The following is a 13,163-nucleotide window of genomic DNA, read 5'->3' on the forward strand; positions in this document are numbered from 1 at the left end:
CGGCGACTGGCACGCAGGGTGAGCCGGAGGGCTCATCGGGGAGCACGGTGCCGGGTGGGCTGACGGCGCCTTCGACGCCCGGTACGTCGGGTGAGCCTGGGGCGACTTCGGGAACCGACGCCCCGCCAACTGGGTCGGCATCGGACACTCCCCCCGCCCCTTCCCGCACCGGCCCGCGCCGCTCCCGCAGTGCCTCCGACGGTTCCGCCACCCAACGCGCCGCGACAACGCCGCAGTCACCGGCCCCGGCCGACGCCCCGACCCCGGGGACGACCACGCCCTCGGCGCGCCCGGCGACAGCCCCGCGCAGCTCGGACGCCCCCTGGCACCACGCCCGCCCAGCCTTCGAAAACACCCCGGAACCGAAGAAGCAGAGGCCTGCTTCGGAGGCTCCGATGCCGGAGGTGCGGTCGGCTTCGGGGGCCCAGGCGTCCGAGGACCAACCGGCTACGCCGCCCCGCCCGTCAGAGCAGCGCCCCGCCCCGGACGCTCCGGCGCCGAAGAAGCGCGCGGCTTCCGAGCCCCCGGCGTCCGAAGAACCCCCAACTCCGCAGCCCCGCCCGTCGCAGCAGCCCCCCGCCCCGAACTCCAGCCCCGCACAGCAGCAACCCTCCTCCGACCCCCCGGCATCGAAGGATCGCCCCGCTCCGGAACCCACGCCGTCGGACCAGCCCCCGGCACCCGTCTCCGAGCCCTCGGCGAAGCCCACTCCCGAGACCCCCGCGCCCAACTCCCAGCCCCCGGCACAGCCGCCCGCCCCCAAAGCCCACGAGGCCGACGAGGCACCCGAGCCCTCCCAAGACGCGAAGCCCAACTCTTCCCCGAACGAACCCCCTTCCGAACCCTCGGCGCCCGAGGCCCCCGAGCCCGCCCAAGGCACGCACCCCGACTCACCCTCTGAGGAACCGCCCTCAGAGCCCCCGCCCCCTAGAGGCAAGTCCTTCAAGGGCGCCCCTGAAGCACCCGGCCCCGAAGTCCGGACCCGCGAGGACCGGACCCGCGAGGACCGGACCCGCGAGGACCGGAGCACCGAGGGCCAGGCCACCGAGGGCCAGGCCACCGAGGACCGCCCACGCGAGGACCGGACCAGCGAAGGCCGGACCACCGAGGACCGGAGCACTGAGGGCCAGGCCACCGAGGACCGCCCACGCGAGGACCGGATTAGCGAAGGCCGGACCACCGAGGACCGGAGCACTGCGGACCGCCCCCGCGAGGACCGGACCCGCGAGGACCGGACCACCGAGGACCAGGCCACCGAGGACCGCCCCCGCGAGGCCCAGCCCCCTCAGAACCGTCCTCCCGAGGACCGCCCCCGCGAGGCCCGAACCCCCCACGACCGACCCCTGAAATCCCCGCCCCTCAAATCCCCGCCCCCCGAAGACCCCACCCCCGACTCCCCCACCGGAGGCCCGCAGTGAACGACGCTCTCGACGTCGGCCTGCGTCTCCTGATCGTCTTCGTCGTCTTCCTCACCTTCCCCCTGATCGTCGGGCAGACCGAGCACAAGGTCATGGCCCACATGCAGGGCCGCCTCGGCCCGATGTACGCCGGCGGCTTCCACGGCTGGGCCCAACTCGTCGCGGACGGCGTGAAGTTCGCGCAGAAGGAAGACATCGTCCCGGCCGGCGCGGACCGCCGCATCTTCCAACTCGCCCCCGCCGTCGCCCTCCTCCCGTACCTCCTCGTCCTCCTCGTCATCCCCGTCGGCCCGGGCGAGGGCGCCGTCGGCCAGGTGGTGGACGCGGGCATCTTCTTCGTCCTCGCGGTGATGGGCGTCGGAGTCCTCGGCTCCCTCATGGCCGGCTGGGCCTCCGCCAACAAGTTCTCCCTCCTCGGCGGCCTGCGCACCGCCGCCCAACTCCTCGCCTACGAACTCCCGATGCTCCTCACCGCCGCATCGGTCGCCATGGCCGCCGGAACCGTCTCCCTCCCCGGCATCCTCGACGCTTTCCAGTGGTGGTGGCTGCCCTGGCAGATCGTCGGCGCGATCGTCTTCTTCGTCGCCGGCCTCGCCGAACTCCAACGCCCTCCCTTCGACATGCCCGTCGCCGACTCGGAGATCATCTTCGGCGCGTACACCGAGTACACCGGCCTGCGCTTCGCCCTGTTCCTCCTCGCCGAGTACGCCGGGATCGTCGTCCTGTGCGGCCTGACCACCGTCCTCTTCCTGGGCGGCTGGCACGGCCCGTGGGGCGCCGACGGCCTCGGCTGGGTCTGGACCCTGCTGAAGACGGCCGTCCTCGCCTTCGTCGTCATCTGGCTCCGCGTGACCTACCCCCGCCTGCGCGAGGACCAGTTGCAGAAGCTCTCCTGGACTCTCCTCGTGCCTCTCTCCCTCGCTCAGATCGCCCTCACCGGCATCGTCAAGGTGGTGATCTCCTGATGGCCGAGTCGCACCCGCCCGCCCGGTCCCGCATCCCGGGCTCCGGCCTCGCCAAGGGCCTGGCCGTCACCCTCCGCACGATGACAAGGAAGACGGTCACCGAGCAGTACCCCGATACTCAGCCCGACCTCCCGCCCCGCAGCCGGGGCGTCATCGGCCTGTTCGAGGAGAACTGCACGGTCTGCATGCTCTGCGCCCGTGAGTGCCCCGACTGGTGCATCTACATCGACTCCCACAAGGAGACCGTCCCGGCGGCGGCCCCCGGTGGCCGCGAGCGCAGCCGCAACGTCCTCGACCGCTTCGCCATCGACTTCTCCCTGTGCATGTACTGCGGTATCTGCATCGAGGTCTGTCCTTTCGACGCCCTGTTCTGGTCACCGGAGTTCGAGTACGCCGAGACCGACATCCACGAACTCACCCACGAGCGGGACAAGCTCCGCGAGTGGATGTGGACCGTGCCGGCCCCACCCGCCCTCGACCCCGCCGCCGAGGAACCGAAGGAGATCGCCGCCGCCCGCAAGACCGCGGAGAAGCTGGCCGCGGCCCAGGCCGAACCCACGGAGGGGGACGCGTGAGCCTCGCCGCCGCCACCCACGGCTTCCTCTCCCCGACCGGCGTCGAGATCGCCTTCCTCCTCGTCGGCCTGGTCACCCTCGGCGCCGCACTGGTGACCGTCACCACCCGGCAACTGGTGCACGCCGCCCTGTGGCTGGTGGTCGCCCTCGGCGGACTCGCCGTCGAATACCTGCTGCTCACCGCCGAGTTCATCGCCTGGGTGCAGGTCCTCATCTACGTCGGTTCCGTCGTCGTCCTCCTTCTGTTCGGTCTGATGCTCACCCGGGCTCCCATCGGCCGCTCCCCGGACGCGGACTCCGGCAACCGCTGGACCGCCCTCGCCGTGGCCGTCGCGGCGGCCACCGCCCTCGTCTGGGTGGTCGTCGACGCCTTCCGGACCACCTGGGTCGATCTCGACGGCCCGGCGGCCGGCTCCACCGAGGCCACCGGAGCGAGCCTGTTCCAGAACTGGGTCCTGCCCTTCGAGGCCCTCTCCGTACTCCTCCTCGCCGCACTGGTCGGCGCGATCGTCCTGTCCCGCAAGGCGAAGTCGGAGGCGAGCTCTCCCCCTGTGAACTCCCGAGCCCGCACCAAGAGTTCCCCATCCGTCCCGGATGCCCGAAAAGATTTCCCCACCCCAAATACCCGGAAGAATCCGGCCGCCCCCACGAACCCCGCCACGTCGGCCGCCCACGAGAACCCCCAGACGTCGGAGGCCCGCGCGACCCCCTCCGCACCTGACGCCCGTTCGAACCGGACGGCCCCGAAGAATCCCCCCGCACCGGACGCTCGCGAGAGGCCCCCGGCATCGGACGGCCGCGCGACCCCCGGTGCACCTGGCGCCCGTTCGAACCCGACGGCCCCGAACGCCCCGGAGAACCCTGCCGCACCGGCTGACCCCGAGAGGCCCCCGGCATCGGACGGCCGCGCGACCCCCGGTGCACCTGGCGCCCGTTCGAACTCGACGGCCCCGAACGCCCCGAAGAACCCTGCCGCACCGGCCGACCCCGAGAAGCCCCCGGCATCGGACGACCCCGCGACCCCCGCCGCACCCAACGTCCGTCGGAACGTGGCCGAACCTGACGCCGGTCGGAACGCGGCCGCCCCCGACCCCCGCCGGAACCCGTCCGCCCCGGCCGACGCCCCGGGCCCGGGCGAGCAGGAAGGCGACCGCTGATGCACCTCGCCTATCCCGCCGTCCTCTCCGCCCTCCTCTTCTGCACCGGCCTCTACGGCGTCCTCGCCCGCCGCAACGCGATCCTGGTCCTGATGTCGGTCGAGCTGATGCTCAACGCCGTCAACCTCAACCTCGTCGCCTTCGACGTCTGGCTCAGCAGGGCCGCCCGCGACACCCTGCACTCCGGCCAGGCCCTCACCCTCTTCACCATCGCCATCGCCGCCGCCGAGATCGGCATCGGCCTGGCGATCGTCCTCGCCGTCCACCGCGACAGCGGCACCTCGGACATCGACCGGCTCCGCGCCACCGCCGAGGGCCACGAGCCCGACGAGCCCGAGGCCGACGCGGCCGCCGAGAAGGCTGAGGCCACCGCGTGACCACGACCACCCTCGCCGCCCTCGTCCCCGTCCTGCCGTTCCTCGGCGCGGTCGCCGGACTGCTCCTGGGCCGCACGGCCCCCGGCTTCGTCCGCCCGCTCGCCGTCCTGCCGACCCTCACCTCCCTGGTGCTCGCCACGCTGGTCGCGGCCCGGCAGGGCGGTGGCCGGGCCGTCGACGCCGCCACCCAGCTCACGCCCACCGGCTCCGTCCCGATCGAACTCGCCCTGCACATCGACGGCTTCGCCGCACTCGTCGCCGTTCTGGTCCCCCTCGTCGCCACCTGCGTGCAGATCTACTCGACCGGCTACCTGCGCGACGACCCGCGCTACGCCTCCTACGCCGCTCTCGTCTCCCTCTTCACCTCCGCGATGCTGCTCGTCGTCTACTCCGGCGACCTGATGGTGCTGCTGGTCGGCTGGGAGATCATGGGCATCTGCTCGTACTTCCTGGTCGGCCACTACTGGGAGACTCCGGAGGCCCGCGCCGCCTCCCTCAAGGCGTTCCTGGTGACCAAACTCGGTGACGTCCCCTTCCTGATCGGCCTGTTCGCGCTCGCCACCGCCGCCGGTTCGTTCCGGATCACCACGATCCTCGGCACCGTCGCGAACGGCGGGCTCGACCACCCGACCCTGATCGCCCTGCTGCTCCTCGCGGGCGTGGCAGGCAAGTCGGCGCAGTTCCCCCTGCACACCTGGCTCCCCGACGCGATGGCGGGCCCGACACCCGTCTCCGCGCTGATCCACGCCGCGACGATGGTCGCCGCCGGTGTCTACTTCGTCGCCCGTCTCCTCCCGGTCTTCGAGGCCTCCCGCGCCGCGATGGTCGTCCTCGCCCTCATGGCCGCCGTCACGATGATCGGCTCCGGCCTCGCCGCGCTCGCCCAGGACGACATCAAACGTGTCCTCGCCTACTCGACGATCGGCCAACTCGGCTACATGACCGGCGCCCTCGCCGTCGGCGACCGCGGTGCCGCCGTCTTCCACCTCCTGTCGCACGGCGCCTTCAAGGCGCTCCTGTTCCTCGCGGCCGGCGCGCTCATCCACGCCTCCGGCACCAACTCACTGGCCGCCATGTCCCGCATGGGCCACCTGCGCGACCGCGTCCCCGACGCCTACTGGACGATGACCGTCGCGCTCCTCGCACTCGCCGCGATCCCTCCCTTCAGCGGCTTCTTCTCCAAGGAGTCCGTCCTCGGCGCCGCCGAACACGCCGCCCTCGGCCACACCGAGCACGCCCCCGGCATCGCGGGCTGGACGATCCTCGTCGCCGGACTGCTCGCGGCCGTGCTCACCGCCGCCTACGCCACCCGCCTGTGGCTGCTCGCCTTCCGGGGCCACGGACCCGACGCCCCGGACCACGGACGCCAGCCGCTCAGCATGACCATCGTCCTGTGGGTGCTCGCCGTCCCCTCCCTCGCGCTCGGCGCGTTCACCTACGGATCGCTGCCCGGCTGGTTCGACAGCCGTGCCCTCACCCCGGCCCTGACCACCTCCGTCCTCGGCACGGGCGTCGCCCTGGTCGGCGGGCTCGTCACCTACGCGGCGTGGCGGCACACCACCGCGAACGCCGCCCGGGCCCCGCTCGGCGCGGTCGCCGCCCACCCCGAAGGCGACGCCGGACAGGTCGAGGCCGAGGCCATCGCCGCCCACCGGCCCGCCTACGGGGACGTCGCCGCCGCACCCGACCCGGCGGACCCGGGACGCCTGCTGCTCGGCCCGCTGTTCCGCCCCGCAGCCGACGGCTTCCACCTCGACGCCCTGTACACGGCCCTCTTCGTCCGGCCGGTCCTGGCCGGCGCGCGCCTCGTCCGGTTCCTGGACCGCGAGGTCGTCGAGACCTACGTACGCGGCGCGGGCGCCGTCCCCCGACTGCTGGGAGCCGCCGTGCGACGCGCCCAGACCGGCAATGTGCAGACCTATGTGAGCGCGCTGCTCGCCGGCACCGTCGTCCTGGCGGTCGCCGTCCTCCTCGTCGCCACGGGAGCGTGAGCAGGCGTGATCGATATCAACGAGTCCGTGATGCGGTTCCTTCTGGGGTTCGTCGTCGTCGGCCCGCTCCTCGGCGCCGTCGCCGCCCTCCTGCCCGCCCCGCCCGGGCTGAAGGGGAAGTCACCCGAACAGGCCGTCCTGCGCCACGGCGTGACCGTGACCGGCGTGATCCTCGCCGCCACGATCGCCCTCGCGCTCGGCTTCGACCACGACCACCCCTCGAAGATGCAGGCCACGACCGACATCAGCTGGATTCCCGCACTCGACGTGCGCATCCACCTCGGCATCGACGGCATCTCCCTCCCCCTTCTGGTCCTGACCGTGCTGCTGACCTTCCTGTGCGCGCTCTACTCGTACTTCAACCTGCCCGCGGGCCCGACCCCGAAGGCATTCGTCGCCCTGCTCCTCGTCCTGGAGTCCGGCACCCTCGCCACCTTCGCCGTCCTCGACCTGCTGCTGTTCTTCCTCGCCTTCGAGACCGTCCTGATCCCGATGTACTTCCTCATCGCCCGCTGGGGCGGCGAGGGACGGACCCGGGCCGCCTGGCGGTTCATCCTGTACACACTGCTCGGTTCGGTCGTCATGCTGCTCGGCCTGCTCCTGATCGGAATCAAGGCCGGCACATTCGACATGGTGGCACTCGCCACTGACAACGGCCGGTCGCTGACCACATCCGTGCAGGTCATCGCCGTTTTGGCGATCGGTATCGGGCTCGCGGTCAAGACCCCGATGTGGCCCCTGCACAGCTGGCTGCCGGACGCCCACACCGCCGCTCCGACCGTCGGCTCGGTCCTGCTGGCCGGTGTCATGCTCAAGATGGGCACCTACGGGTTCGTCCGCATCCTGCTGCCGGTCGCGCCGGACGGCTTCCGGGTCTTCGCGCCCTACCTCGCCGCCTTCGCCGTCGTCGGGATCATCTACGGCTCGCTGGCCTGCCTGGCCCTCGCCCAGAAAGGCGCCAAGGGCGACCTCAAGCGGCTCATCGCCTACTCCTCCGTCGGCCACATGGGCTTCGTCCTGCTCGGCATCGCCACCATGACCCCGACCGGCGTCAACGGCGCGCTCTTCGCCAACATCGCCCACGGCCTCATCACCGGCCTGCTGTTCTTCCTCGTCGGCGCCCTCAAGGACCGCACCGGCAGCACCGACCTCGACACCCTCGCCGAGACCACCGGCGCCGCCCTCTACGGCAAGGCCCCGCGCCTCGGCGGCCTCCTCGCCTTCGCCGCCGTCGCCTCGCTCGGCCTGCCGGGCCTGGCCGGGTTCTGGGGCGAGATGCTGGCCCTGTTCGGCGCCTTCGACCCGGCCGCCGGTCTCAGCCGCCCCGCCTTCCTCACGTTCACCGCGATCGCGGCCTTCGGCACCCTCCTGACGGCCGCCTACATGCTCGTCGTGGTCCGCCGCGTCTGCATGGGCCCCGCCCCGCAGGACACGCCGCGACTCGTCGACGTGCGCGCCTACGAGTTCGCGGCCTGGACCCCGCTCGTCGTCCTCACCGTCGTCGCCGGGCTGTGGCCCAAGGCCCTCCTCGGGCTGACCGACCCGGCCGTGCAGCAACTCCTCACAGGAGGCAGCCGATGAGCAGCCTGGCCCAGCCGCTGGCCGCGAGCCTCGTCCAGTCCGTCGACTGGCTCGCCCTCGCGCCGCCCACCCTCGCGGCCCTCGTCGGACTCGCCGTCCTCGTCGCCGACCTGTTCCTCGCCGAGCACCGCAAAGCACTCCTCGGCTGGGTCGCGGTGGCCGGTCTCGCCGCCTCCGGACTCCTGCTGCTGCCGCTCCTCGACGGCGACCGCTCCACCTTCTGCCTCGCCGGCCACACCGACATCTGTAGTTACACCGCCGACCGCTTCACCCTGGTCGTGCAGTTCCTGGTCCTCGGCGGCGCGCTGCTGACCGCCCTGCTGTCGGTCACCGCCCTCAAGGACGCCGACCGTGTACTCCCCGAAGGGGAGTACTGGTTCCTGCTGCTGTCGTCCGCGGCCGGCGCGGCCCTGCTGCCCGCCGCCCGCGACCTCGCCACCCTGATCGTCGCCCTGGAGGTCGCCTCCCTGCCCGCGTTCGCCCTCGTCGGCATCCGGCACGGCGACAAGAAGTCCTCCGAAGCGGCCCTGAAGTTCTTCCTGTCGTCGGTCACCGCGACCGCCGTCAGCCTCATGGGCATCAGCTTCGTCTACGCCACTACCGGCACCCTGTACCTCACCCAGGTCGCCGAACGCATCCAGCACGTCGACGGGCAGTTCCACACGCTCGCCCAGACCGGCGTCGTCCTCACTCTCGTCGGCTTCGCCTTCAAGACGGCCGCCGTGCCGTTCCACTTCTGGGTCCCCGACACCTACGTGGGAGCGCCCCTGCCGATCGCCGCCTATCTGTCGGTCGTCGGCAAGGCGGTCGGCTTCACCGGCCTCATCCTCGTCACCGTCGTCGCGTTCCCGTCGTACGCCGACGTGTGGGGCCCCGCGCTCGCCGTCCTGGCCGCGCTCACCATGACCGTCGGCAACGCCGGTGCCCTGCGCCAGCGGACCACGCGCGCGTACAGCGCGGTACGGCTGCTCGCCTGGTCCTCGGTCGGCCAGGCCGGCTACCTCCTCGTTCCGATCGCCGCGGCCGCCTCCTCCGGCGACGCCGACCACTCGATCGGCTCCACGCTCGCGTACGCCCTCATGTACGCCGCCGTGAACCTCGGCACCTTCGCCGTGGCCGCGCTGGTGGGCCGCACACACGCCACGAACCGTGTCGCCGACTACCGCGGCCTCTACGCCACCAACCCCGTCGCCGCGCTCCTCCTGGCGTTCTTCCTGCTCTGCCTCGCCGGACTCCCGCCGGGCATCATCGGCCTGTTCGCGAAGGTCACCGTGTTCTCGGCGGCCGTCGACGCGGGCCTGGGCTGGCTCGCCGTCGTCATGGCCGTCAACGTCGTGATCGCGCTGTTCTACTACCTCCGGTGGACGGCGCTGCTGTTCAGCACCCCCGAGGGCGAGCCCCACAAGCACCGCTTCCCGGCGCCCCTCACCGCGGCCCTCGCGCTCACCGGCGCCGTCGGCATCGCCCTGTCCGGAGCACCCCAGCTGATCCTGCGCTTCGCCGACACGACCCTGTTCTGAGGCCAGTACGCCCCCGCTCCGAGGCCCCGGCCGAGCCTGCTCGCGCCCTGAACAGGGCCTCACCCGGACGGCTCACCCGCGCGGTGCCCCGGGCGGGGAACTAGTCCCGTTCGCCTGGCGTTGACCAGTACGGGAGGGTCCACTGGACGTGACACCACGGCACCGGTGACATCGGAGACAGCAAGCAAAGGGTTCCCCTGCTGCACGACTTGGAGGGCGTACCGTGCACCGCCGGCACAACGGGCTAAGGACAGCGATCCTCCTCGGAGGACTGTCCGCACTCATCATCGTCATCGGCAGCTTCTTCGGCCGCACGGGCCTCGTCGTGGCGGTCCTGGTGGCTCTGGGGACCAACGCGTACGCGTACTGGAACAGCGACAAACTGGCGCTACGCGCGATGCGCGCGCGCCCGGTGAGCGAGTTCGAGGCACCGGCCCTCTACCGGATGGTCCGTGAACTCTCCACGCAGGCCCGCCAGCCCATGCCCCGCCTCTACATCTCCCCGACCGAGGCACCGAACGCCTTCGCGACCGGCCGCAACCCGCGCAACGCCGCGGTGTGCTGCACCGACGGCATCCTGCGCCTCCTGGACGAGCGGGAGCTGCGCGGCGTCATCGGCCACGAGCTGAGCCACGTCTACAACCGCGACATCCTCATCTCGTCGGTCGCCGGCGCCCTCGCCTCCGTGATCATGTTCCTGGTCAACTTCGCCTGGCTGATCCCGATCGGCCGTTCGAACGACGACGACGGCCCCGGCATCTTCGGCATGCTGATGATCATGATCCTGGGCCCGCTCGCGGCCAGCCTCATCCAACTCGCCATCAGCCGTTCCCGGGAGTACGAGGCCGACGCCTCCGGCGCCCAGCTCACCGGCGACCCCCTCGCCCTCGCCAGCGCCCTGCGCAAGCTCGAAGTCGGCACCAAACAGCTGCCGTTGCCCCCCGAGCCGCGCATCGAGACCGCGAGCCACATGATGATCGCGAACCCCTTCCGGCCGGGCCAGGGACTCTCCAAAATGTTCTCGACACATCCGCCGATGGCGGAGCGCATCGCCCGGCTAGAGAAGATGGCAGGTCGCCCTCAGTGAAAACCATCCTGAACGTCATTTGGCTCGTCCTGAGCGGCTTCTGGCTCTTCCTCGGCTACCTGGCCGCGGGCGTGCTGCTGTGCATCACGATCATCGGCATCCCCTTCGGCGTCGCCGCGTTCCGCATCGGCGTCTACGCCCTGTGGCCCTTCGGGTACACGACCGTCGAACGCCGCGACGCGGGCGCCCCGTCCTGCGTCGGCAACGTCCTCTGGCTGGTCCTCGCCGGCTGGTGGCTCGCGCTCGCCCACATCGTGACCGGCATCGCGCTCTGCGTCACGATCATCGGCATCCCGTTCGGCATCGCCAACTTCAAGCTCATCCCGGTCTCGCTGCTCCCGCTCGGCCGCGAGATCGTGCCGACGGACCAGCCGTTCGCGGCCCGCTGACCGACCGCGCGACCCCGGGAGCGGGCCCCGTCACCCGTTCGGGGCACGGCGATGTCCACAGCCCCACGCCCGTCCACAGGCCGCCCCGATTGTCAGTGGCACCCCGCACCATGAACTCATGACCGCGAACGAGCAGTTGCCGACCCCGCTGCCCCTCATCCCCGTGCCAACCCGCCCCCAGCCCGAGGGCGTCCCGCCGATACCCCACCGAGGCCGCGCGAGCCTCCTGGGCGGTGGTGGAACCGAGCCGGGCCACGAAGACGTCCTCGATGGCAGCAGGGCCTGAACACCACCACGGCATGAACCCAAGGCATGAACAGGCGTGCGGTGAGCAGTTGAGCAGGAGATCCGTACGCACAAGCACGGCACACGACGCGTGACGCACGGCAGGTCGGGAGCTGACTCACAGCACCAGAACAGTGCGGACACAGCACGGAAGGGCAGGTTCACGGCATGACGATCATCAGCTGGATCATTCTGGGGCTGCTGGCCGGGGCCATCGCCAAGTTCCTGCTGCCGGGCCGCGACCCGGGCGGCTTCATCGGCACGACCCTCATCGGCGTCGCGGGCGCGTTCATCGGCGGCTGGATATCGGCCCGTTGGCTGGACCACCCGATCACCAAGGACTTCTACGACGGCGCGACCTGGGCCGCGGCGATCGGAGGCTCGCTCGTCCTCCTGGTCCTCTACCGACTCCTCTTCGGCAACTCCCGCAGCTGACGGGGGAGCGAAGAGGCGGGGCCGACGAGGACGGCACGACAGCCCCGCCACACAACGCCGCCGAACGTCGAACCAGCCCTCCGCAACGCCGACCCACCCGAGCCTTGCCGCGCCCCGCCTCCCGGAACGGACGCGACGCGAGCCGGTCGGGGCGCCGTTCCCGGAGGGCAGCAGGCGCCGCGCTCCTCCAGGTGAGGGCGTCGATGTCGCCGTCGCGCCGACGGAAGCGCCGAGGAAGACACAACGAGGGCTGTCGACGAGACCGTTCTCGGCGCTGCGCCCCCGTTGTGCCGTGCTCAGTCGGCCTGGCAACGCCCGCGCGGGGCGGAGCAGTTGATCACCGGTAGTTCACGAACTGGATCGCGAAGTCGAAGTCCTTGCCCTTGAGGAGGGCGATGATGGCCTGGAGGTCGTCACGGCTCTTCGAGCTGACGCGCAGTTCGTCGCCCTGCACCTGAGCCTTCACACCCTTCGGGCCCTCGTCGCGGATGATCTTCGCCACCTTCTTCGCGTTGTCCTGGGAGATGCCCTCCTCGATGGACGCGAAGATCTTGTAGTCCCGGCCGGAGAGCTGCGGCTCACCGGCGTCCAGGGCCTTCAGCGAGATGCCGCGTTTGATCAGCTTGGACTGGAAGACGTCGAGGACGGCGTTGACGCGGTCCTCGGAGTTCGCCTCCATCAGGATCTTCTCGCCGGACCACGAGATCGAGGCGCCCACGCCCTTGAAGTCGTAGCGCTGCGAGATCTCCTTGGAGGCCTGGTTGAGGGCGTTGTCGACCTCCTGCCGCTCGACCTTCGAGACGATGTCGAAACTGGAGTCGGCCATGTCCTGTGGCTCCTTGTATCGGGGTGCGTGTGGGCTGCGGATCGGCGGTGGGGGAGGCCGCCGAACCCGGTGTGGTGCCGGGGCCGCATCCGCACAAGCGTAGCCACCTCGGGTGCCCCGAGCGCAGATCAATCGGGTGGCGAAGCACCCCCGGTCATCGGGTATTGTTTACGTCGTTGCCAGGGAGCACCGCCGAAAAGCGGTTCGAACGGCAGCAAACCCTGGCGGTGTGCCCGAGCGGCCAAAGGGAGCAGACTGTAAATCTGCCGGCTTCGCCTTCCGTGGTTCGAATCCACGCGCCGCCACAAGGGAAAAGAAGTGGCCTGTGACCTGCTTAACGGCAGATCACAGGCCACTTTTCGTGCGCCCCGAAGATCCAGGTACTGCCTCACTCCGCCTCGTGACGGAGACAGTCGGAGGTCACCACCCAGGAAGCGAGCGAACGCCAGAAGGCACGCAGCCCGCGAACGGGAACCCACACCCCCAACTCGCCGCCCACGTGCCACAGCCCGCCGAAGCAACCGCCCCGCCCTCGGCACCTGGGCCCTTTTCCGCCC

The 13,163-nt window shown here is 71.1% G+C and carries 11 protein-coding genes, 1 tRNA gene and 1 pseudogene; 12 read left to right on the forward strand and 1 reads right to left on the reverse strand.

Going from position 1 to position 13,163, the window contains the following annotated elements:
- Window positions 1-1,414: 1,414 nt before the first annotated feature.
- The 11 genes and pseudogenes from ACIQOU_RS21525 (at window position 1,415) to ACIQOU_RS21575 (ending at window position 11,780) form a co-directional block, all read left to right on the forward strand.
- Window positions 1,415-2,383, forward strand: a complete 969-nt coding sequence (locus ACIQOU_RS21525; RefSeq protein WP_401538406.1) for an NADH-quinone oxidoreductase subunit H — start codon at window positions 1,415-1,417, stop codon at window positions 2,381-2,383.
- Window positions 2,383-2,958, forward strand: a complete 576-nt coding sequence (locus ACIQOU_RS21530; protein WP_401538407.1) for a NuoI/complex I 23 kDa subunit family protein — start codon at window positions 2,383-2,385, stop codon at window positions 2,956-2,958. The genes ACIQOU_RS21525 and ACIQOU_RS21530 overlap by 1 nt, the downstream gene beginning before the upstream one ends.
- Window positions 2,955-3,599: pseudogene (locus ACIQOU_RS21535) on the forward strand (NADH-quinone oxidoreductase subunit J); the annotation flags it as partial. The gene ACIQOU_RS21530 and the pseudogene ACIQOU_RS21535, both read left to right, overlap by 4 nt.
- A gap of 515 nt (window positions 3,600-4,114) precedes the next feature.
- Window positions 4,115-4,492: an NADH-quinone oxidoreductase subunit NuoK gene (gene nuoK, locus ACIQOU_RS21540; protein WP_401538408.1), complete on the forward strand. Its 378-nt coding sequence runs from the start codon at window positions 4,115-4,117 to the stop codon at window positions 4,490-4,492.
- Entirely contained in the window at window positions 4,489-6,483 is a 1,995-nt protein-coding gene (locus tag ACIQOU_RS21545; RefSeq protein ID WP_401538409.1) for an NADH-quinone oxidoreductase subunit L, read from the forward strand. The genes nuoK and ACIQOU_RS21545 overlap by 4 nt, the downstream gene beginning before the upstream one ends.
- A 6-nt stretch (window positions 6,484-6,489) precedes the next feature.
- Window positions 6,490-8,064, forward strand: coding sequence for an NADH-quinone oxidoreductase subunit M (locus ACIQOU_RS21550; protein ID WP_401538410.1), 1,575 nt, complete (start codon window positions 6,490-6,492; stop codon window positions 8,062-8,064).
- A complete protein-coding gene (locus tag ACIQOU_RS21555; protein ID WP_401538411.1) occupies window positions 8,061-9,584 on the forward strand; it encodes an NADH-quinone oxidoreductase subunit N in 1,524 nt (507 codons plus the stop codon). The genes ACIQOU_RS21550 and ACIQOU_RS21555 overlap by 4 nt, the downstream gene beginning before the upstream one ends.
- 223 nt (window positions 9,585-9,807) lie before the next feature.
- Window positions 9,808-10,671 carry a zinc metalloprotease HtpX gene (gene htpX / locus ACIQOU_RS21560; protein WP_401538412.1) on the forward strand — a complete coding sequence of 288 codons (864 nt, stop codon included), beginning with the start codon at window positions 9,808-9,810 and terminating at the stop codon, window positions 10,669-10,671.
- Window positions 10,668-11,060, forward strand: coding sequence for a YccF domain-containing protein (locus ACIQOU_RS21565; RefSeq protein WP_401538413.1), 393 nt, complete (start codon window positions 10,668-10,670; stop codon window positions 11,058-11,060). The genes htpX and ACIQOU_RS21565 overlap by 4 nt, the downstream gene beginning before the upstream one ends.
- A gap of 118 nt (window positions 11,061-11,178) precedes the next feature.
- A complete protein-coding gene (locus tag ACIQOU_RS21570) occupies window positions 11,179-11,346 on the forward strand; it encodes a hypothetical protein (protein WP_401538414.1) in 168 nt (55 codons plus the stop codon).
- 167 nt (window positions 11,347-11,513) lie between these two features.
- Complete coding sequence (locus ACIQOU_RS21575) at window positions 11,514-11,780, forward strand: GlsB/YeaQ/YmgE family stress response membrane protein (RefSeq protein WP_401538415.1); 267 nt, start codon at window positions 11,514-11,516, stop codon at window positions 11,778-11,780.
- Between the two features lie 337 nt (window positions 11,781-12,117).
- On the opposite strand, the gene ACIQOU_RS21580 is transcribed toward ACIQOU_RS21575, so the two are convergent.
- Window positions 12,118-12,606: a YajQ family cyclic di-GMP-binding protein gene (locus ACIQOU_RS21580; RefSeq protein ID WP_401538416.1), complete on the reverse strand. Its 489-nt coding sequence runs from the start codon at window positions 12,604-12,606 to the stop codon at window positions 12,118-12,120.
- Window positions 12,607-12,829: 223 nt separating this feature from the next.
- Between ACIQOU_RS21580 and ACIQOU_RS21585 the strand changes: the two genes are divergently transcribed.
- Window positions 12,830-12,911 (forward strand) — tRNA-Tyr (locus ACIQOU_RS21585).
- The last annotated feature ends 252 nt before the right edge of the window (window positions 12,912-13,163 follow it).

The organism is Streptomyces sp. NPDC091279 (genome assembly GCF_044757465.1).
In the GTDB taxonomy this organism is placed as follows: Bacteria; Actinomycetota; Actinomycetes; order Streptomycetales; family Streptomycetaceae; genus Streptomyces.